The sequence below is a fragment of the Arcobacter sp. CECT 8985 genome, assembly GCF_004116495.1.
In the GTDB taxonomy this organism is placed as follows: domain Bacteria; phylum Campylobacterota; class Campylobacteria; order Campylobacterales; family Arcobacteraceae; genus Malaciobacter.
In genome coordinates this window covers 62,364-82,596 of the sequence record NZ_PDKC01000004.1, presented here as the reverse complement: position 1 = coordinate 82,596, position 20,233 = coordinate 62,364, and the positions used below count along the sequence as shown (strand labels likewise).

Below are 20,233 nucleotides of genomic sequence, written 5' to 3'. Positions count from 1 at the left end.
TATCATGAGAAGAGTACTTTGTTCAATAGTTTTAACAACTACACTTTTTGCTAATGCAAATAGTTTAATTATGAACAAAGAAAACTCTTCTATTCTTAATACAAAAGAAGATTTTCAAGTTACTCTTAATTGGTTAAAAGATAAACCAAAATCCATCACAAAAGATTTTTATATACTCCAATATTTAAAATCTGATATTACACCAAATCAAGCTTTAACTGCGTTAAGTATGGTTAATTATGTTAATAGAAAAATATTTTTTGAATTTGCAAAAAAATTTAAAGATGATGAAACATTAGCAGTGGCTCAATGTATGAGAGCAAGTGCAAAAGAGTTGATTTCTACTTATGATGATTGTGTTAAAGTTGGTCTTAGTTTATATGGTGCAACAAAATTATCTCAAACACAATTAAATCAAGCAGTACAGTTAGTTCAAGACAAATATCCTAACTTTGCTCAACAATTAAAGATTATTTCATCTTCAATACCTTTCACAAGAGTTATATCAACTTCAGTTGATAATTTTTATGAAATATATTTAAGTGTAGGAAATAGTTTTAGAATTGATTATTTAAATTATAAACTACCTAAAAGTACTATGGAAAAAATAAAGAATGATAAAAGATTTGAACAATTAATTAAATATTCCATTACAAATCCAAAACTAGATCTACTTAGTAAATCTTTTTTAAATATTGATGATACAAATTTAAGTTCTGATACTTCTTTTTATTTAGCATTAAATGAATTGAAAAATAATGATTTTAAAACGGCCCTATTCTATTTAGATAATGCAGATAAAAAAGCATATAGTAATTCTATAAAAAATAAAATCTTATTTTGGAAATATCTTATTACGTATGATAAACAATATTTAAATAAACTTTCAAATTCAACATATATTGATTTATATTCATTGTATGCAAAAGAGTTATTAAATAAAAAAATAGATACAAATATTAAATATGATATTTCGTTACAACAAAATGAACCTTCATTATTTAATACAAGTGATCCTTTTTCTTGGTTAAAAGTTTTAAGAGATAATAATTTAGATGATACAAAGATTAATTATTATAAAACTATTTTTACAGATGAAAAAACAAAGCCATTTTTAGCTTATGTTTTAAATAAATATAACCATTATAAAGATAATTATTATTTAACACCATATAAAAGTTATTTAAAAGAATACTCAACAAAAAGACAAGCACTTGTTTATGCTTTAGGTAGACAAGAGAGTAGATTTATCCCCTCTTCTCTTTCTGTTTCTTATGCACAAGGTGTAATGCAAATTATGCCTTTTTTAAGTAAATATATTGCAAAACAATTGAAAGATAATTACTCAATATTTGATCAATTCGATGCAAAAACTAATTTAAAATATGCTAATTATCATTTGGATAATTTAGAAAAAAAACTTGATAACCCATTATTCATTGCATATTCTTATAATGGTGGTTATGGCTATTTTTTATCATTAAAAAAACTAGGTTTATTTACAAAAAAAGGTTTTTTTGAGCCATTTATGAGTATGGAATTAATCTCTTATAATGAGACAAGAGAGTATGGTAAAAAAGTTTTAGCAAATTATTATATATATTTAAAACATTTAAATAAGAAGAGTAGTTTTAAACTATCTTCTATTTTTGAAAATCTAATTGAATAATATGCTCACCTTTATCAATTTTTTCTTCTTTTTTATCTTTAATATCTTGATCTTCTAAACTGTTTTTCAAACTATTAGTTTTTTCAATACCAATATTATCAACTAATTGTAATTTTAAATCATACCCTTTTTGTTTTGGGAAGTGAAATATGTAATAATTACCCCAAGGATTTTTCATTGGTAAAGATTTAACAAGTAATGACTTTGGCGAAAGAATATATGGTTTTGCTAATGGTTTTTCACCATTTAACATTACTTTATATTCATACTTTCTCAAATCTTGTTCTTTTTTATTTACAAAATATATTCCAACAATAAAAGTTTCAATTCCTTTATCAAAATTTTTATGTACGGGATTTAAATAAGTAGCAAATAATTGTATTTTTGGTTCATTATTAACAACTAAATCTGTTTTCTTTGTATATTGTAAAGCATTAACATTTAATTGAGTATCCTCAAAGTTAGTTAGTGCATGGTTTTTAACGCAACCACTGAAAAATAGTGCGGATGCACATGAAATAGCTAAAAAGATTTTTTTCATTATTCTTTTATCTCCAAATTAATTTACTTATATTTTACACTAAAGATACTTTAACCATCATTTGGATAAAATCCTGCCTATGATAAAAAAAATTTTTAAAAAAAGAGTAGTAGCTTTTTCTGGTCCTTCAAATAGTGGAAAAACTACTTTAATAGTTAAAGTTTCTAATATTTTGCAAGATAAAGGGAATAAAGTTTGTATTATAAAACATGACCCTAAAGATAAAGCTAGATTTGATACTCCAGGTAAAGATAGTGATAAATTTACACTAACAGGTGCTGATGTAGCAGTTGTTTCACCTAGTAGAACAACTTTATTTAAACAAAATGATTCATCCATTGATGAAATGATTAATCTTTTTGGAGAATTTGACTATTTGTTAGTTGAAGGTTTAAAGACCCTTCCTCTTCCAAGAATATCAATTTTTAGAAATTCTTTAGATGAATCATATTTTGATGTTACAAATGCAATAGCTTTTGATAACTCTATAAATAGTAATGATATCCCAAAAGATATCGATAAACTTGATTTAAATAATCCAGAAGAAATTATTGACTGGATTGAAAAAAATTCAAAGAGAGTATAATTATGACAGAAATTTTTGATGCAATTAAAAAATCTGCAATTGAAATAAAAAATTTAATAGAAACAGGTGATACAGGTAAAAGTACACATTCAAATTCTACAGGTGATACTCAATTAAAACTTGATATTGCAAGTGATGAGATAATTGAAAATATTTTTAAAAATGTACCTACAATCAAAGCTATTGTAAGTGAAGAACAAGAAGCAATAGTTCCTTTACATGAAGATGGTAAATATTTAATAGCTTATGATCCTTTAGATGGTTCTTCATTGGCAGATGTAAATTTATCTGTTGGTTCGATTTTTGGAATTTATGAAAATGATTTTAATGGTAAAAATATTGTTGCTTCAGTATATGTAGTTTATGGTCCTAGAGTAGAATTAGTAATTGCTACAAGTGATGTAAAAATGTATAGATTAATAAATAATGAATTTAAATTTATGCAAGATATTAAGTTAAATGAAAAAGGTAAACTAAATGCACCTGGTTCAACTCAAAATTGTTGGGCTTCTTATCATAAAAAACTTATTGATGATATTTTCCAAGATGGTTATAGATTAAGATATTCAGGAGGAATGGTTCCTGATTTACACCAAATTTTATTAAAAGGTGGAGGACTTTTTTCTTATCCTGGAACTACAGATAGACCAAAAGGTAAATTAAGACAGTTATTTGAAGTATTTCCTTTTGCATATATTTATGAAAAAGCTAATGGTCAAGCAATAGATGGTTTTGATAGAGTATTAGATGTGCAAACTACACATATTCATGATACTAGTCCATGTTTTTTTGGATCAAATGAAGAAATTAATAGAGTAAAAAAAGTTTATAGAGAAAATGCAAGAAAATAATTCAAACGAAATTGTAATAGACGAATGGGAACTAAAACTTGATGCAGCTTTAAAAGAGTTAAAGCAATGTCAAGTTTCTAAAGAGCTAAATTCATGCTCTTCTTGTTCTTTATTTTTTGAGTGTGAATTAAGAAAAAAATATATTTTAGCTGTTTATGAGTCAATGAATAAAGGCTCTGGCGGTGGATTTGAATTTTAATTAAGAGGTAAAAAATGGAAGAAACTTGTAAAAATGTATATATCACAACACCAATTTATTATGTAAATGACGTAGCTCATATAGGTCATGCTTATACGACTATTATCGCAGATATGCTTGCAAGATATTCAAGACTTACAGGACATAATACATACTTTTTAACAGGAACAGATGAGCATGGACAAAAAATTGCTCAAAGTGCAGAAGCAAGAGGAAGAACACCAAAAGAGTATGCAGATGAAGTTTCTGGGAAATTTAGAGCATTATGGGATAATTTCGATATTTCATATGATAAATTTATTAGAACTACCGATGAACAACATAAATTAGGTGCTCAAAAAGCATTCGAAAAAATGTATAATAAAGGTGATATTTATAAAGGTGAATATGAAGGTTTTTATTGTGTATCATGTGAAACTTTTTTTACTGAAAAACAGCTAATTGATGAGCAGTTCTGTCCAGATTGTGGAAGACCAACGTCAATTGTAAAAGAAGAGAGTTTTTTCTTTAAACTATCTGCTTATGAAGATAAATTATTAAAATGGTATGAAGAGAATGAAGATTGTATTTTACCAAGATCAAAGAAAAATGAGATAGTAAACTTTGTGAAAAGTGGTTTAAGAGATTTATCTATTTCAAGAACATCTTTTGAATGGGGTGTAAAACTTCCTGAATCAATAAATGAACCAAAACACGTAATGTATGTTTGGTTAGATGCATTAATTAACTATATTTCAGCACTTGGATATGGAAGTAATGAAGAAAAATTTGAATTCTGGCCAGCAAGTATTCATTTAGTTGGTAAAGATATTTTAAGATTTCATGCAATTTATTGGCCTGCATTTTTAATGAGTTTAGAATTGCCTCTTCCAAAACATATTGCAGCTCATGGTTGGTGGACAAGAGATGGTGAAAAAATGTCTAAATCTAAAGGTAATGTTGTAGATCCAAAACAAGTTGCAGATGCATATGGTTTAGATGCGTTTAGATATTTTATGTTAAGAGAAGTTCCTTTTGGTCAAGATGGAGATTTTTCACAAAAAGCATTAATTGATAGAATCAATTCAGATTTAGGAAATGATTTAGGAAACTTATTAAATAGAATTTCTGGGATGAGTGGAAAATATTTTGATTTTAAAGTTAGTTCTATAGATGTAGAAAAGTTTCATAAAAAGGAACTTGATGAAGTTAATAAAATTTTAGAAAATGTTGAAGACTTCATTTTTAATATGCAAATCAACAGATTCTTAGAAGATTTATGGAAAGTGCTTACTATTGCAAATAAAGCAATTGGTGATTATGAACCTTGGTCTAAAATGAAAGAAGGGAAAACTGAAGAAGCAATGGCACTTGTTGCTTTAATTACTAATATTATGGCAAAAGTTTCAATTCTTTTACAACCTGTTATGCCAGAAAAAATTGAAAAAATAGCAACTTCTTTAGGAATACATATTAATACAGAACTTTATAATAAATTAATTGTAAATAAAGAGTTATTAAATGATGTAACAATTACAAAAGTTGATCAATTATTCCCAAGAGTTGAAGAACCACTTATTGAACAAGCTCCTGAAACAAAAAAAGATAAAGCAGAGAGTGAGAAAAAAAGTGATAAACAAGAAGAACCTGATAATTTAATTACAATTGATAAGTTCTTTGAAACTACAATAAAAGTTGGAACAATTGTAGAAGCGGAAGAAGTACCAAAATCTAAAAAATTATTAAAACTTCAAGTTGATTTAGGAGAAGATAAAAATAGACAAATACTAGCAGGAATAAAAGAATTTTATTCTCCTATTGATTTAATTGGAACTCAAGCTTGTGTAGTAGCAAACTTAAAACCAGCAAAACTAATGGGAATGTTAAGTGAAGGTATGCTTTTAGCAGCCAAAGATGAGAATGGTTTATGCCTTGTAAGACCTGAAAAAACAAAAATCTCTGGAACTAAGATTAGCTAGTGAAAATTTCATCTATTGTTGATATTATAGATGGAGAAGTTTTAAATTCTCCATCTGTTTCTTTTATTTATAATATAAAACAATCTGCAAAAAAAGTTAAAGAGGGAGACCTTTTTATTGCAAAAAATATTAAAGATATCTCTCTTGCAATAGAAAATGGTGCATTTGCTATTTTAGTTGATACTTATATAACAGTTACAGATTTTGAAATATCTTGGATAAAAGTAGATGATTTAGATGAAGCGGTGATTAAATTATTACGATTTAACTTATCAAATTATGATTTAAGCGCACATTTTTGTGATCAAGTTACATTTAATTATATAAAATATTTAAAACCTATTACTAGAGTTGATTTAAAATTAATTGATAATATTGATGAAGCGCTGAAAATACTAGATTATATTGAAAATGAAGACAATTTAGTTTTTAAAAATAAAAAATTAATGGATAAATTATATCCTCAAAATAAGAATATAAAAACTATAAATAAAGATGATATTGAAAATATTATTCAACATACTATTTTTGAATGCTCTTTTACCTATAAAGATACTTTTTTTCAGAAAATTAGAGTTCCTAAAATATACTTAGTAAATTTTTTAACTGCATATAATTTTTTGGATGATGAATTAGATTTTACAAAGTTAAAAAATTGTGAATTATTAAAACCAATTTTTGTAGATAAATTTATAAATCAAGTAGAATTTGGAAAAAGCAATAAATTTTTAATTTTACAGAATAATTTAGAACTTATAGAAAATGAAATTTCATATTTAAAACTTAATTTTAGACATGGTAAGATAATATTTTTATGTAAGAATGAACTAAATAATTTTTATGCAAAACAAAATATAATTAAAAAAGAAGAAGAAATAAAAGATTTTTTAAAATCTAACAATTTTAATGCAGCATATTTAATTGGATATAATTATGATGAATTAACTCAATTGTTAGATTCTAAAGATATGCAAACTACTTTATTATTTTAATAAACCATTCCAAAAGAACCTACAACTTTTCCTAATAAATTTATTTCTTTATTACTAAGAGTTTGTTTAGGGTAATCTTTATTATCAGATATTATATCAAGATTCCCATCTACTCTTTGTTGAATTCTTTTTACAAAAAGTCCATGTACTGTAGTAAATGCAAAAATCCCCTCTCTTTTTATATCTTTTTTTGTTTTATCTAAAAATATAATATTTCCAGAATTTAATGTTGGTTCCATAGAATCTCCAATTACATTGATAGCATCAATATTTTTTAGATTCTCTTTTCCTCCTAGCATAGTTATAAAATACTCAGGTACTTCAATTTCATGTGAACTATCACTATCTTCATAGGCACCACCACCAGCACTAACCCTAATATCAGGGTAGTATTTTATCCAATATTTATCTGTAGAATCTAGTAATGAATTTGGATTTTGATTGTAAAGTAACCAGTTAATAGATATTTTCTTTTTTGCACAAAAATCTAATATATTTTGAAAAGGAATCTTCCCCCTATTCTTCATAGTTGCAAAATTTGCTTGTGAAAGCTCCAATTGTGTAGCAACATCTTTATCAAAAACCTTGCCAGATTTACCATCTGCACTAATTACATCTTTCAATTTTTCAATAATTTCATTAACAAAAAGCATAAAAACTCCTAAAATTGTAACTTAAAGTAATTATATTACAATTTGAAATATTTTTCAATAAATTTGAATAAAAATATTATAATTTTGAAATATTTATACAAAAGGAACATAAAATGGGAGAAAAAGTTTTTAATATTAGTAGTTTTGTAATAGAATTTATAAATAAAGTTGACATTATAATATATAAATTTGGAGAAAAAATTTTATAATAGATAAAAAGTATAAGAAAATCTAAAAGTTTCTATGAAATGTGGCTATTTATAAATTTTAATAAAGGTAGTTTAATATAAAATTGTACTTACAAATTACAGTGGTAACCACGGAGAGTAATATGGAACATAATATGATAATAGAAGCATTGAAATTTATGGTATTAGGAATGGGAGTTGTTTTCTCATTTTTAATTATTATGATTTTTGTGCTTAAGGGTCAAGCGACCTTTATAAGTAAATATTTTCCTGCAAAGGAAAAACAGCCCCTTAGTAAACCGCAAGCACCTCAAGCAACTGCTACTTCAGATTCTACTAAAGTAGCTGCTATTATAGCTGCAGTTCAACATCACAAAAATCTCAAAGGTTAATTTATATGGCGAAGAAATACATTGATGTCATGGATACTACTTTTAGAGATGGATTTCAATCTGTCTTTGGTGGTAGAGTTCTAATGGAAGATTTCTTTCCAGCTGTTGAAGCTGCGAAAGATGCTGGTATAACTCATTTTGAGTTTGGTGGAGGAGCAAGATTTCAATCTCTGTTCTTTTATTTAAGAGAAAATGCATTTGAAATGATGGACAAGTTCAGGGAGATCGTTGGCCCAGATGCAAATCTACAAACACTTGCAAGAGGAATAAACACTGTGATGTTAGATACAGGTTCAAGAGAACTTGTTGATATGCATGCAAAAATGTTTGCAAAACATAGTGTTTCTACAATTAGAAATTTTGATGCTTTAAATGATGTTCAAAACCTTGAATATTCTGCAGAATGTATTAAAAAATATGGATTAAATCATGAAGTTGTTGTAACATTAATGGATTTACCTCCAGGTTGTGTTGGAGCGCATGATGTGCCTTTTTATGAAAAAACTTTAAGAAATATTCTTGATAGCGGTATTGCATATGATTCAATTTGTTTTAAAGACGCATCAGGAACTAGTTCCCCTCAAAAAATATATGAAACAATCAAAATGGCAAGAAAACTAGTAGGTGATGATACTCACATAAGACTTCATACTCATGAAACTGCAGGTGTATCAATTGCATGTTATTTAGCAGCTTTAGAAGCCGGAGCAGATGGTCTTGATTTAGCTTCAAGCCCTGTTAGTGGTGGTACTTCTCAACCAGATATCCTTACAATGCTTCATGCAGTAAAAGGGAAAAATTATGACTTAGGTGGTCTTGATTTAGAAAAAATATTAAAATATCAAGAAGTTTTAAATGATTGCTTAAGTGAATATTTTATTCCACCTGAAGCAACACAAGTTTCTCCTTTAATTCCTTTTTCACCAATGCCAGGTGGAGCATTAACTGCAAATACTCAAATGATGAGAGATAATGGGACATTGGACAAATTTCCAGAAGTTATAAAAGCTATGAGAGAAGTAGTTGAAAAAGGTGGTTATGGTACTTCTGTAACTCCTGTTTCACAATTTTATTGGCAACAAGCATATGCTAATGTAATGTTTGGTCCATGGAAACAAATTGCTCCAGGATATGGTAAAATGGTATTAGGTTATTTTGGAAAGACTCCCACTGAACCAGATCCAGAAGTAGTTAAATTAGCTTCAGAAAAATTAAAATTAGAACCAACTTCAGAAAATCCTTTAGATATTGCTGATAGAGATGAGCGAAAGACTATGGCATTCTGGGAAAATAGATTGAAAGAAGAAGGTTTAGAAACTTCAGAAGAAAATATCTTTATTGCTGCAGCTTGTGATGAAAAAGGTATTACTTTCTTAAAAGGCGATGGTCCTTTAAATATTAGAAAATCTACAAAAAAAGACGTTTGTGAAAATGACAAAGTATGTGAAAAGGGAGAAAATAAAAATATGAATAATGCAACTGGTAATTATACTGTAGTAGTTGATGGACAAAAATTCAATGTAACTGTAGCAGAAGGTGATGCTGATATTCAAATTACACCTGTATCTTCAACTGAAAATAAAGCTGAAACTGTTGCACCAACTACTTCAGCTACTAATTCTGCTTCTGGTGAAGAAGTTCCTGCAGCAGTAAATGGTGTTGTTTGGAAAGTATTAGTAAAAGAAGGTGATAAAGTTGAAAAAGATCAAAAAATTATGATCTTAGAAGCTATGAAAATGGAAATTGATATTAATGCACCAATGGCAGGAACAGTTTCAAAAGTATTGGTTTCTCAAAATCAAGCAGTTGACGAAGGACAATCTTTAGCTATTATTAGCTAAAAAATGGAGTAATAATGAAGAAAAGTTTAATTATTTCACTATTTGTTCTTCTTATGAGTATTTGCAGTGTTAATGCATCTGCAAATACTAGCACTAATGAAGTTACAAATAAAGTTGAACAAAAAAGTTATGAAGCAAGAACTTTAACAGATCTTATTCAATCTTTTTATAAAACAACAGGTCTAAATGCAATAGTAAACCCAAAAGATGGTGTAAAAGATTCACATGGTCATACAATGAGTATTTTTGCACAAAGTGGTGGTAGAGTTATTATGATAATTATCTGCTTTGTACTATTTTATTTAGCAATCAAAAAAGGTTTTGAGCCTTTACTTCTTTTACCTATAGGATTTGGTGGTATCTTAGCCAATATACCTATTGCAAATATTGCAGGTCCTCATGGGATGCTTGGTATTATATATGATATGGGTATTGCAAATGAATTTTTCCCGTTATTGATTTTTATGGGTGTAGGAGCAATGACTGACTTTGGTCCATTATTAGCAAATCCTAAAACAGCTCTACTTGGTGGTGCTGCACAATTTGGTATTTTTGGTTCATTAGTTGGAGCAGTAGTACTTTCTCAATTTGTTCCAGGAATTGACTTTACATTACAACAATCAGCTGCAATTTCAATTATCGGTGGAGCTGATGGTCCTACATCAATATTTATTGCTTCTGCTTTAGCACCTGAATTACTTGGGGCAATTGCTGTTGCTGCATATTCTTATATGGCTTTAGTACCAGTAATTCAACCTCCGATTATGAAAGCATTAACAACTGATAGTGAAAGAAAAATTAAAATGACTTCAATGAGAAAAGTTTCTAAATTAGAAAAAATTGTTTTCCCTTTAGTTGTTTTAGTATTAACTTTACTGATTTTACCAGATGCTTCTCCTTTAATTGGTGCATTATGTTTCGGTAATTTTGCAAAAGAATCAGGAGTTGTTGAGAGACTTTCTGATACAATGCAAAATTCATTAATTAACATAGTTACAATTTTTTTAGGACTAGGTGTTGGTTCTAAACTAGCAGCGGAACAATTTTTAGTTATGGAAACTATGGGAATAATGGTAATTGGATTAGTAGCTTTTGCAGTGGGAACTGCAGCAGGGCTTATAATGGCTAAAATCATGAATAAGTTTAGTCCAAAAGATAATCAAATTAACCCATTAATTGGAGCAGCTGGAGTATCTGCTGTACCAATGGCAGCAAGAGTAGTTAGTAAAGTAGGACAAAAAGAAGATCCATCAAATATTTTATTAATGCATGCAATGGGACCAAATGTTGCTGGTGTAATCGGTTCGGCGGTTGCAGCTGGTGTACTTTTATCAATTTTTAAATAATAAAATAAATAATAGTAGGAAAGAGTATAAAAAATGCCTGAAATTAAAAATTCACTTGGACTTGAAAACGTAGGAAAAGTGTACAGAAATCTAGATGTTGACACATTAATTACTCATGCAGTAAATAATGAAGGTGCCAAAGTTTCTTCAACTGGTGCACTAATGATTGATACTGGTATATTTACTGGTAGGAGTCCAAAAGATAAATTTTTTGTTAATCAAGATCCTTCAAATAAATATATTTCTTGGGGTGAGATTAATCAACCAGTTACAAAAGATGTTTACGAAGATCTATTAGATAATTCAAAAAAACAATTAAGTAATAAAGATTTATACGTTACTGACGTTTATTGTGGTGCTAGTTTAGATAGTAGAAAATCTGTGAGATTTATCACTGAGGTTGCGTGGCAAGCACATTTTATTCAAAATATGTTTATTGTTCCACAAACTCAAGAAGAAATAGATAACTTTAAACCTGAATTTACTATTTATAACTCTTGTAAAACAATTGATAAATCTTATGTAAGTCATGGTTTACATTCAGAAGTTTATGTTGTATTTAATGTAGAAGAAAATTGTGCCATAATTGGTGGAACTTGGTATGCTGGTGAGATGAAAAAAGGTGTTTTTTCAATGATGAATTATTGGCTTCCACTAGAAGGTAAATTATCGATGCATTGTTCTGCAAATATTGGTAAAGATGGAGATACTGCCCTATTCTTTGGATTAAGTGGTACTGGTAAAACTACACTATCAACTGATCCAAATAGAGCTTTAATTGGTGATGATGAACATGGTTGGGATGATAATGGTATATTCAACTTTGAAGGTGGTTGTTATGCTAAAGTTATTAATCTTGATAAAGACTCTGAACCAGAAATATATAATGCAATCAAAAAAGGTGCAATATTAGAAAATGTAATTGCTGATGAAAATGGAGTAGTTGATTATAAAGATTCTAGTAAAACTGAGAATACTAGAGTATCATATCCTATTGATCATATTGAAAATCATGCAAAAACAATGAGTGGTGGGCATCCATCAAATATCATATTCTTATGTGCTGATGCATTTGGTGTTTTACCACCGGTTGCAAAACTTACTAGAGATCAAGCAATGTACTATTTCTTAAGTGGTTATACTGCAAAAGTAGCAGGAACAGAAAGAGGAATAACTGAACCTGTTGCAACTTTCTCTTCTTGTTTTGGTGAAGCATTCTTACCATTAAACCCTACAGTTTATGCTGAACTTCTAGGCGAAAAAATTGATAAACATAATGTAAATGTATTCTTAGTTAATACTGGATGGACTGGTGGTCCTTACGGTGTTGGTTCTAGAATGAGTATCAAAAATACAAGAGCTTGTATTAATGCAATTTTAGATGGTTCTATTAATAATTCAGATTTTGAAGTATTACCTTATTTTAATTTATCTATTCCTAAAACTTTAGATGGTGTAGATACTGAAGTATTGAATCCTAGAAATACATGGGAAGATAAAGAAGCATACGATGAAATGGCTACAAAACTAGCTGGTATGTATATAGAAAATTTCAAAAAATATTTAACGCTTGAAAGTGAATTTGATTTTACAACAGCAGGTCCACAAATATAATAAATAGAAGGTTCAAACCTTCTATTTAAACTCCTCTACCCTTCAATTTGAATCTCTTCTTTTATCTCTAATCCAAATCCTTGTAAACCAACAAATGAATGTTTACCACCACTAGTCATTAGTTTAACTTTTTTAACATTTAAACAATTTAGTATTTGTGCTCCAATACCATAATCTTTTTGTGATTGTTTACTAGCTTTTCCATCACTTAAAAATACTAATATTCCACCTTTTGATTCTAAAAAATTAATTGTTTTAAGCATTGAGCTAATTTTATTGCTATTCATAAATAATTCAATATCTGGAATTACTGTATGAAATTTAACATGACTAATATCTGCTAATTCTTTAAAAATAATTGCTGTATGAATATTTCCTAAGTGATCTTTAAAATCTTTTTTTATTACATTTGAATCAAAAAAGTTAGTTTGTGTAGTTGAAACTTCTTCTACTAATTTTTCATGAGAAAGTCTATATTCAACCAAATCAGAAATATAAATTTGTTTTAATTTATGTTTTTTAGAGAAGATATCTAAATCATCTCTTCTTGCCATTGTCCCATCATCTTTCATAATTTCACAGATAACAGCTTCACCATTAAATCCAGCTAATTTACATAAATCAACACTTCCTTCTGTATGTCCAGTTCTTACTAATACACCTCCATCTTTTGCAATTAATGGAAAAATATGACCTGGTCTTACTAATTGTTCTGCTTTTGATACAGGATTCGCTAATATTTTAATAGTGCTATCTCTTTCTCCTGCACTAATTCCTGTAGCAGCATCTACTGCATCAACAGAAACTGTAAAAGCTGTTTCATATGATGATGTATTTGATTCAACCATCGGATTTAAATTAAGTTTATTTGCAGTCTCTTTTGTTACAGATACACAAATTAAACCTTTTGCATTTGATGCCATAAAATTAACTTTATCTGGTGTACTTAAAGCCGCAGCATAAACTAAATCACCTTCGTTTTCTCTATCTTCATCATCTAACATGATAACCATGTTGCCTTTTCTTATCTCTTCTATTGCCTCTTCTACTCTTTTTATTGCTGACATGTCATTCTCTTTATTGTTTAATTTTTTAGTATATATAAAATTATATCAAAAAATATGTAAAAAAAGCCAAATCTACTCTTGACAAATAATATTATTTACACTATAATTTCGGCACTTAAACGTTGGGGTATCGCCAAGTGGTAAGGCAACGGTTTTTGGTATCGTCATTCGCAGGTTCGAATCCTGCTACCCCATCCACTTTTATATCGCGGAATAGAGCAGTCAGGTAGCTCGTCGGGCTCATAACCCGAAGGTCGATAGTTCAAATCTATCTTCCGCAACCAATCAGATATCAAACTACCCCAATTATTTTTTTTAACTCTGCAAATATATTTAGATTATAATTTAATAATAAGATTTTAGTAGTATAATTAATTCTATTACTTATTGGAGTTTTAAATGAAAAACTTATTATATATTACTACTTTTTTTTCAATTATCTTAATTTTTAATGGATGTACAAAAGATAAACAAGAAAACAAATTTTACGGAAATGTTGATGTACGAACTGTATCATTAGGCTTTAGGGTTAGTGGAAAAATTGAAAAAATATTTTTCGATGAAGGTAATGTTGTAAAGAAGGGTCAAGTTCTTGCAGTTTTAGATGACTCTTTATATAAACAAAATTTAAATAATATATCTGCACAAATTAAAGCACAAGAATCTAATGTCATAAAATTAAAAAATGGCTATAGAAAAGAAGATATTAATAAAGCAAAAGCAACTTTAGCACAAAGAAAAGTTGCAATGAAAAAAGCGAAAATTGATTTAGAAAGAAATACAAAACTTTTACAAAAAAAATCAATTTCTCAACAAAAATATGATGATATTAAACTTGTATATGATAATGCAAAAGCACTGTATGACTATGCAAAAAGTAGCTATAATTTACTAAAAAATGGATATAGAAAAGAAGATATTGATACTGCAAGTGCAAAATTACAATCTTTAAAAGCTCAAAAACAAATAAAACAAATAAACCTTAATGATACAATTTTAAAAGCTCCAACAAATGGAACAATATTAACAAGAATTCATGAGGAAGGTTCAATAGTTAATGCTTCTACTCCTGTTATACAATTAGCAAAAAGTGATGAGTATTGGATTAGAAGTTATATGTCTGAAAAGTATCTTGGAAAAATTAAGCCAGGAATGAAAGCAACTGTTTATACTGATAGCTCAAATAAAAAATATCATGCAACAGTTAGCTTTATTTCTGCAGTTGCAGAATTTACTCCTAAAAGTGTTCAAACTGAAGATTTACGTACTGATTTGGTATATAGATTTAGACTTATTCTAAATGATTATGATGATAAAATAAGACAAGGAATGCCAGTAACTATAAAATTTGATAATATAAATGAGTAAAATTTTATGTCATTAGTAGAGACTCAAAATTTAACTAAAAAATTTGATAATGTTACAGCACTAAAGAATATTAATATAAAAATCAAAGAAAATAAGATTACAGGTATTGTTGGACCTGATGGTGCAGGGAAAACAACGCTTATTAGGTTAATGACTGGATTATTAGATAATTCTTCTGGTAATATAAAAGTATTAGGATATGACCTACCCTCTTTTTCGCATGAAATACAAAAGCTTATTGGATATATGCCTCAAAAGTTTGGCTTATATGAAGATTTAAGTGTGCTTGAAAATTTATCGTTGTATGCAAAATTACAAGAAATTCCTAAAAAAAATATTTCTTCAAGAATTGATGAATTATTAGATTTTACTAATTTAAAAAATTTTACATCTTTTCTTGCAAAAAATTTATCCGGAGGAATGAAACAAAAGCTTGGACTTGCTTGTGCATTAATTAAAAAACCAAAACTTTTACTACTAGATGAACCTGGAGTGGGAGTTGATCCAATTTCAAGAAAAGAGTTATGGTCAATTGTACAAAAATTAATTGAAGATGACGTAGGTGTTGTGTGGAGTACTGCATATTTGGATGAAGCTCAATTATGTGATGAAGTAATTCTTTTAAATGAAGGAAATATTTTATTTAATGGTAAACCACAAAAATTAATTAATGAAATGAAAAATAAAGTCTTTAAAATTACAGGACCTTTTATTAACAAAAGAGAGACTTTAAGACTTGCTTTAAAATATGATGAAATAAAAGATGGTGTTATACAAGGTGATAATATTAAAGTTATTTGTGATAAAAAAGATCTTTTACCTAACTTAGAGTCTATAAATGCAAAAAAATCAAAATATGAATCTATTGAGCCAAATTTTGAAGATGGTTTTATGAATATATTAGGAGGAAATTTTAATTCAGACTCCCCTTTATCAAAAGAATTACAAAAACTACCTAAAACATATGATAATTTAATTGAAGCAATTAACCTTACAAAAAAGTTTGGAGATTTTACTGCAACAAATAGCGTAAATTTTAAAATTAAACAAGGAGAAATATTTGGTTTTTTAGGTCCAAATGGTGCAGGAAAATCTACTACATTTAAAATGTTATGTGGATTAATGCATCCTTCTAGTGGAGAAGCAAAAGTTCTAGGTTTGAATTTAGAAAAATCATCTTTTAAAGCAAGACAAAAGATTGGTTATATGTCACAAAAGTTTGCTTTATACGGAGATATCTCAGTAATAGAAAACATGAGGTTTTTTGCAGGGATTTATGGATTAAAAGCTAATGAGAAAAAAGAAAAAATTCAAAGTATGATAGATATATTTGAATTAAAAAAATATTTAAAATATCCAGCAAAAGATCTTCCTTTAGGATTCAAACAAAGATTAGCATTAGCTTGTGCAGTAATGCATAACCCAGCAGTACTATTTTTAGATGAGCCAACCTCTGGAATTGACCCAATTACAAGAAGAGAGTTTTGGAATCATATTTATGCAATGGTAAAAAAAGGCATGACAATTATGGTTACAACACATTTTATGGATGAAGCTGAGTATTGCGATCGAATTGCTTTAATTTATAAAGGAAAAGCAATTGCATTAGATACTCCTCATAATTTGATTAAACAAATTGGAGATAATGCAACAATGGAAGATGCTTTTATTGAAATAATAAAAAGGAATGAAGATGCTTAATATTAAAAGATTAAGTGCTTTATTTATAAAAGAAAGTATTCAAATAATAAGAGATCCTAGTTCTATAATTATTGCATTTATACTACCTTTAATCTTACTATTTTTAATGGGTTATGCAATATCTCTTGACTCAAAAAATATTCCAATTGGCGTAGTTGTAGAAAAATCATCAAAATATACTCAAAGTTTAGTAAATAGTTTCAAAGTATCTCCAAGTTTTAAAATAAAAAATATTGATACAAATAGAAATACAGCTAATAAAATGATACAAAAGGGACAAATAAAAGCAATTATAGTTATTCCTTCAACATTTTCAAAAGATATAGAAAATAATAAACCAAAGATTCAATTTATAACTGATGGAACGGAACCTAGTATTGCAGGATATGTATACAAATATGGATATAGTCTATGGAATAATTGGTTATTACAAGAGAATATAAAATTAAAAAATAAAATAAATGTTGAAAGTAGATATTGGTTTAATGCACCTTTATTAAGTAGTTATTTTTTACTTCCTGGTTCTATTGCAATTATTCTTACTTTAATTGGAACTTTACTAACTGCACTTGTTATTGCAAGAGAGTGGGAAAGAGGTACTATGGAAGCAATAATGTCTACACCTGTCACATCTTTTGAGTTAATTGCAGGAAAAGTACTTCCTTATTTTATTTTAGCACTATTTTCAATGGTAATTTGTGTTTTCATTACACTTGTTTGGTTTAAGATACCTTTTAGAGGTTCTTATTTTTTACTTTTTATCACATCTTCTGTTTATTTATTACCTTCACTTGCATTAGGTTTATTAATATCAACCTTATCAAAAAATCAGTTTGTGGCTGCACAAGTTGCACTTATTGTAGGTTTTTTACCTGCAATGTTATTATCTGGTTTTATTTTTCAAATTAGTAGTATGCCAAGTTGGCTTCAACTAGTAACAACAATAATACCTGCAAAATATTTTATTCCCATCCTTCAAACACTATTTTTAAGTGGAAATATATATGAAGTTATCTTACCAAATCTTTTATATATGGGAATTTTAGGTATTTTAATGTTTGTTGTTATTATTAAAATTACAAGAAAGAAGATTGAATAATGTTGTATCAATTAATTGTATTAATAAAAAAAGAGTTTTTAGCAATATGGAGTGACAAACGTTCAAGAATAGTAATAATCTCCCCTCCTTTACTGCAATTAATTTTATTCTCTTTTGCAGTTACTTTAGAAGTTAAAAATATATCAATTGGAGTATTAGATAGAGACAACTCAGTTCATAGCAAAAATATAATTAGAAATTTAAAATATAGTAATAGATTTACAAATATAATTAGGTTGAAAAGCGAAAAACAATTAACTTCTTTAATAGATTCTCAAAAAGTTACAGCAACTATATATATTCCTCAAAATTTTGAAAAAGATATATTTACAAATAATAAAGCATCCATACAAATTATAGCAGACGGTAGAAAATCAAACAGCGCACAAATTACAAATGGATATATCGTAAGTGCAATATCAAAAGACTTTACAAATATCAAATCAAATATTGACTCCATAATTGTTAGAAATTGGTATAACCCTAACTTAGATAATTTTTGGTGGATTTTACCTAATTTAGTGGGTTTATTATCTATGATAGTTGCAATAATTCTTACATCATTAAGTGTTGCAAGGGAGAGAGAATTAGGTACCTTTGAACAAACATTAATATCTCCAATACCTCCAGCAATTTTAATTATAGGTAAAATTATACCACCTATGATAATTAGTATACTTGAAGCAACACTAATTTTTATTGCTGCAATTACATTTTTTGGTGTACCTTTTAAAGGTTCATTGTTTCTTTTATATTTTAGTATGTTTTCTTTTCTTTTTTCTATAGTTGGATTTGGATTATTTATCTCATCTATCTCATCAACTCAACAACAAGGAATTCTAGGTGCTTTTGTTTTACTTGTTCCATCAGTTTTAATGTCTGGTTTTGCAACACCTGTTGAAAATATGCCTCAATGGTTAATACCATTTACTGATTTTGTATCTTTAAAATATTTTCTTATTTTATTAAAAGGAATATTTCTAAAAGATATGAGTTTTCAAATTGCAATTTCATTGATTTGGCCAATGCTTTTATATGGAGTTATAACTTTATTTATTGCAGGATATTTTTTTAGAAAAAAAGTTACATAATAGATAAAAATTAAACTAACTTTAATATTATAAACAGTATTATTCCAGCCATGTAAAATTTTACATGACTTTCTACAATTTATATTATAAATTGTCAGGTGTCAAGGTAGCTCAGCTGGCTAGAGCGCTGGTCTCATAAGCCGGAGGTCGAGAGTTCAAGTCTCTCTCTTGACACCATATAATCAAATTATTTCTTTTTATTGATATTTTTAAAAATGCTATATTTTTAATTTTTATTTAAGATAAAAAAGTTATAATTTCGCCCACTAAAAAGTTGAGATAACTTTTTCTAGGGCTGGTGTAGCTCAGTTGGCTAGAGCAGCTGATTTGTAATCAGCAGGTCGGGGGTTCAAATCCCTTCACCAGCTCCATTTTGGGGTATCGCCAAGTGGTAAGGCAACGGTTTTTGGTATCGTCATTCGCAGGTTCGAATCCTGCTACCCCATCCACTCATCTTTGACAGCAATTTTTTATATATTGCGTAGATGAAATAAAATAATCAAAAAGATATTCATAATTTTTTAATAACAAATACAAACAATTATTAATTTTATTTCATCATTCATCTTAGGAATAATATTGTTCTCCTTTATAAATTTGTAACATCCAACAACAAACAAATAACCTTCATATTATTATTCCTATGATGTAAAAATGATACTTTTCTATTACCATGTTTAAGTATAATTACTAATAATAATTTTATTGGGGGATAAAAAAATGATTACAAAAGAAATAAAAAATAACATTGTCTCACATTTAGGTGAACATTTAGTAGTTAGCTACTATTCAACAGATCAAGAGATAAAAGATTTAATAAAACAAACTATTAATTATATAAACTATATTTCAAAAGAAGATAAAGATGAAATAGTAGAGTCTTCATTAGTATCAATAAAAAAAAGAATAGCTAAAGAGATAAATAACTATTCTTTATAATTATTACTCAGTTGCTTCGTGAATTGCTCCTTTTGTAGCTTTCCATGCATCATTACTATCTTTTTTTATCCCTTTCCATGTCGCACATCCACTAAAAATAAAAAGTATTGTTAATACAAATAAAATATTCTTTTTCAC

At 27.8% G+C, this 20,233-nt stretch carries 19 protein-coding genes and 5 tRNA genes; 20 read left to right on the top strand and 4 right to left on the bottom strand.

The features are described from left to right. The first annotated feature begins 4 nt into the window (after positions 1-4). Complete coding sequence (locus tag CRU93_RS03460; RefSeq protein WP_129102788.1) at positions 5-1,669, top strand: lytic transglycosylase domain-containing protein; 1,665 nt, start codon at positions 5-7, stop codon at positions 1,667-1,669. On the opposite strand, the gene CRU93_RS03455 is transcribed toward CRU93_RS03460, so the two are convergent. Further along, on the bottom strand, positions 1,644-2,210 hold the full coding sequence (locus CRU93_RS03455) for a hypothetical protein (protein ID WP_129102787.1): 567 nt from the start codon (positions 2,208-2,210) through the stop codon (positions 1,644-1,646). The two genes, CRU93_RS03460 and CRU93_RS03455, sit on opposite strands and share 26 nt — an antisense overlap. A 91-nt stretch (positions 2,211-2,301) precedes the next feature. On the opposite strand from CRU93_RS03455, the gene mobB reads away from it, so the two are divergent. From mobB to CRU93_RS03430, 5 genes are read left to right on the top strand one after another with little or no spacing between them, the layout of a single operon-like run. After that, a complete protein-coding gene (gene mobB, locus CRU93_RS03450; RefSeq protein ID WP_129102823.1) occupies positions 2,302-2,796 on the top strand; it encodes a molybdopterin-guanine dinucleotide biosynthesis protein B in 495 nt (164 codons plus the stop codon). A 2-nt stretch (positions 2,797-2,798) separates the two neighbouring features. Then, positions 2,799-3,647 carry a class 1 fructose-bisphosphatase gene (locus tag CRU93_RS03445; protein WP_129102786.1) on the top strand — a complete coding sequence of 283 codons (849 nt, stop codon included), beginning with the start codon at positions 2,799-2,801 and terminating at the stop codon, positions 3,645-3,647. Next, a complete protein-coding gene (locus CRU93_RS03440; protein ID WP_129102785.1) occupies positions 3,634-3,846 on the top strand; it encodes a hypothetical protein in 213 nt (70 codons plus the stop codon). Before CRU93_RS03445 ends, CRU93_RS03440 begins: the two co-directional genes overlap by 14 nt. Before the next feature lie 14 nt (positions 3,847-3,860). Beyond that, a complete protein-coding gene (gene metG / locus CRU93_RS03435) occupies positions 3,861-5,804 on the top strand; it encodes a methionine--tRNA ligase (RefSeq protein ID WP_129102784.1) in 1,944 nt (647 codons plus the stop codon). Beyond that, positions 5,804-6,796, top strand: coding sequence for a peptidoglycan synthetase (locus CRU93_RS03430; protein ID WP_129102783.1), 993 nt, complete (start codon positions 5,804-5,806; stop codon positions 6,794-6,796). Before metG ends, CRU93_RS03430 begins: the two co-directional genes overlap by 1 nt. On the opposite strand, the gene CRU93_RS03425 is transcribed toward CRU93_RS03430, so the two are convergent. Next, complete coding sequence (locus tag CRU93_RS03425) at positions 6,793-7,449, bottom strand: S24 family peptidase (RefSeq protein WP_129102782.1); 657 nt, start codon at positions 7,447-7,449, stop codon at positions 6,793-6,795. The two genes, CRU93_RS03430 and CRU93_RS03425, sit on opposite strands and share 4 nt — an antisense overlap. A gap of 343 nt (positions 7,450-7,792) precedes the next feature. Here CRU93_RS03425 and CRU93_RS03420 point away from each other — a divergent pair, with 343 nt between their 5' ends. The 4 genes from CRU93_RS03420 to pckA are packed head-to-tail and all read left to right on the top strand — an operon-like array spanning position 7,793 to position 12,830. Further along, complete coding sequence (locus CRU93_RS03420) at positions 7,793-8,029, top strand: OadG family protein (protein WP_258238819.1); 237 nt, start codon at positions 7,793-7,795, stop codon at positions 8,027-8,029. A gap of 5 nt (positions 8,030-8,034) precedes the next feature. Further along, positions 8,035-9,870 (top strand): biotin/lipoyl-containing protein, encoded by a 1,836-nt coding sequence (locus tag CRU93_RS03415; RefSeq protein WP_129102780.1) that lies wholly within the window; start codon positions 8,035-8,037, stop codon positions 9,868-9,870. Between the two features lie 14 nt (positions 9,871-9,884). Then, positions 9,885-11,216 carry a sodium ion-translocating decarboxylase subunit beta gene (locus CRU93_RS03410; protein WP_129102779.1) on the top strand — a complete coding sequence of 444 codons (1,332 nt, stop codon included), beginning with the start codon at positions 9,885-9,887 and terminating at the stop codon, positions 11,214-11,216. Between the two features lie 33 nt (positions 11,217-11,249). Then, positions 11,250-12,830, top strand: coding sequence for a phosphoenolpyruvate carboxykinase (ATP) (gene pckA, locus CRU93_RS03405; RefSeq protein ID WP_129102778.1), 1,581 nt, complete (start codon positions 11,250-11,252; stop codon positions 12,828-12,830). A 35-nt stretch (positions 12,831-12,865) separates the two neighbouring features. On the opposite strand, the gene CRU93_RS03400 is transcribed toward pckA, so the two are convergent. Next, positions 12,866-13,897: a bifunctional 3,4-dihydroxy-2-butanone 4-phosphate synthase/GTP cyclohydrolase II gene (locus tag CRU93_RS03400; protein WP_129102777.1), complete on the bottom strand. Its 1,032-nt coding sequence runs from the start codon at positions 13,895-13,897 to the stop codon at positions 12,866-12,868. 123 nt (positions 13,898-14,020) lie between these two features. Here CRU93_RS03400 and CRU93_RS03395 point away from each other — a divergent pair. From CRU93_RS03395 to CRU93_RS03350, 10 genes are all read left to right on the top strand, one after another. Further along, positions 14,021-14,095 (top strand) — tRNA-Gln (locus CRU93_RS03395). A gap of 9 nt (positions 14,096-14,104) precedes the next feature. After that, positions 14,105-14,181 (top strand) — tRNA-Met (locus CRU93_RS03390). 115 nt (positions 14,182-14,296) lie between these two features. After that, complete coding sequence (locus CRU93_RS03385; protein WP_129102776.1) at positions 14,297-15,265, top strand: HlyD family efflux transporter periplasmic adaptor subunit; 969 nt, start codon at positions 14,297-14,299, stop codon at positions 15,263-15,265. Between the two features lie 6 nt (positions 15,266-15,271). Next, positions 15,272-16,966, top strand: coding sequence for an ATP-binding cassette domain-containing protein (locus tag CRU93_RS03380; RefSeq protein WP_129102775.1), 1,695 nt, complete (start codon positions 15,272-15,274; stop codon positions 16,964-16,966). Next, complete coding sequence (locus CRU93_RS03375) at positions 16,959-18,065, top strand: ABC transporter permease (protein WP_129102774.1); 1,107 nt, start codon at positions 16,959-16,961, stop codon at positions 18,063-18,065. The genes CRU93_RS03380 and CRU93_RS03375 overlap by 8 nt, the downstream gene beginning before the upstream one ends. After that, the gene (locus CRU93_RS03370; RefSeq protein ID WP_129102773.1) at positions 18,065-19,156 is read left to right on the top strand and encodes an ABC transporter permease; all 1,092 of its coding nucleotides are present in this window, start codon (positions 18,065-18,067) and stop codon (positions 19,154-19,156) included. The genes CRU93_RS03375 and CRU93_RS03370 overlap by 1 nt, the downstream gene beginning before the upstream one ends. A 100-nt stretch (positions 19,157-19,256) precedes the next feature. Next, a tRNA-Met gene (locus tag CRU93_RS03365) sits at positions 19,257-19,333 on the top strand. 117 nt (positions 19,334-19,450) lie between these two features. Further along, positions 19,451-19,527 (top strand) — tRNA-Thr (locus tag CRU93_RS03360). A 3-nt stretch (positions 19,528-19,530) separates the two neighbouring features. After that, a tRNA-Gln gene (locus CRU93_RS03355) sits at positions 19,531-19,605 on the top strand. Between the two features lie 271 nt (positions 19,606-19,876). Next, positions 19,877-20,095: a hypothetical protein gene (locus CRU93_RS03350; RefSeq protein WP_129102772.1), complete on the top strand. Its 219-nt coding sequence runs from the start codon at positions 19,877-19,879 to the stop codon at positions 20,093-20,095. Between the two features lie 3 nt (positions 20,096-20,098). On the opposite strand, the gene CRU93_RS03345 is transcribed toward CRU93_RS03350, so the two are convergent. Beyond that, a complete protein-coding gene (locus CRU93_RS03345) occupies positions 20,099-20,233 on the bottom strand; it encodes an entericidin EcnAB (protein WP_258238818.1) in 135 nt (44 codons plus the stop codon).

What these genes read in the sequence shown, in the direction of transcription:
- CRU93_RS03455 (WP_129102787.1), bottom strand. Translation starts at nt 2,210, where the DNA reads ATGAAAAAAATCTTTTTAGCTATTTCATGTGCATCCGCACTATTTTTC.
- CRU93_RS03425 (WP_129102782.1), bottom strand. Translation starts at nt 7,449, where the DNA reads ATGCTTTTTGTTAATGAAATTATTGAAAAATTGAAAGATGTAATTAGT.
- CRU93_RS03445 (WP_129102786.1), top strand. Translation starts at nt 2,799, where the DNA reads ATGACAGAAATTTTTGATGCAATTAAAAAATCTGCAATTGAAATAAAA.
- CRU93_RS03370 (WP_129102773.1), top strand. Translation starts at nt 18,065, where the DNA reads ATGTTGTATCAATTAATTGTATTAATAAAAAAAGAGTTTTTAGCAATA.
- CRU93_RS03420 (WP_258238819.1), top strand. Translation starts at nt 7,793, where the DNA reads ATGATAATAGAAGCATTGAAATTTATGGTATTAGGAATGGGAGTTGTT.
- CRU93_RS03460 (WP_129102788.1), top strand. Translation starts at nt 5, where the DNA reads ATGAGAAGAGTACTTTGTTCAATAGTTTTAACAACTACACTTTTTGCT.
- CRU93_RS03350 (WP_129102772.1), top strand. Translation starts at nt 19,877, where the DNA reads ATGATTACAAAAGAAATAAAAAATAACATTGTCTCACATTTAGGTGAA.
- CRU93_RS03410 (WP_129102779.1), top strand. Translation starts at nt 9,885, where the DNA reads ATGAAGAAAAGTTTAATTATTTCACTATTTGTTCTTCTTATGAGTATT.
- CRU93_RS03385 (WP_129102776.1), top strand. Translation starts at nt 14,297, where the DNA reads ATGAAAAACTTATTATATATTACTACTTTTTTTTCAATTATCTTAATT.
- CRU93_RS03415 (WP_129102780.1), top strand. Translation starts at nt 8,035, where the DNA reads ATGGCGAAGAAATACATTGATGTCATGGATACTACTTTTAGAGATGGA.
- pckA (WP_129102778.1), top strand. Translation starts at nt 11,250, where the DNA reads ATGCCTGAAATTAAAAATTCACTTGGACTTGAAAACGTAGGAAAAGTG.
- metG (WP_129102784.1), top strand. Translation starts at nt 3,861, where the DNA reads ATGGAAGAAACTTGTAAAAATGTATATATCACAACACCAATTTATTAT.
- CRU93_RS03440 (WP_129102785.1), top strand. Translation starts at nt 3,634, where the DNA reads ATGCAAGAAAATAATTCAAACGAAATTGTAATAGACGAATGGGAACTA.
- CRU93_RS03375 (WP_129102774.1), top strand. Translation starts at nt 16,959, where the DNA reads ATGCTTAATATTAAAAGATTAAGTGCTTTATTTATAAAAGAAAGTATT.
- CRU93_RS03400 (WP_129102777.1), bottom strand. Translation starts at nt 13,897, where the DNA reads ATGTCAGCAATAAAAAGAGTAGAAGAGGCAATAGAAGAGATAAGAAAA.
- CRU93_RS03380 (WP_129102775.1), top strand. Translation starts at nt 15,272, where the DNA reads ATGTCATTAGTAGAGACTCAAAATTTAACTAAAAAATTTGATAATGTT.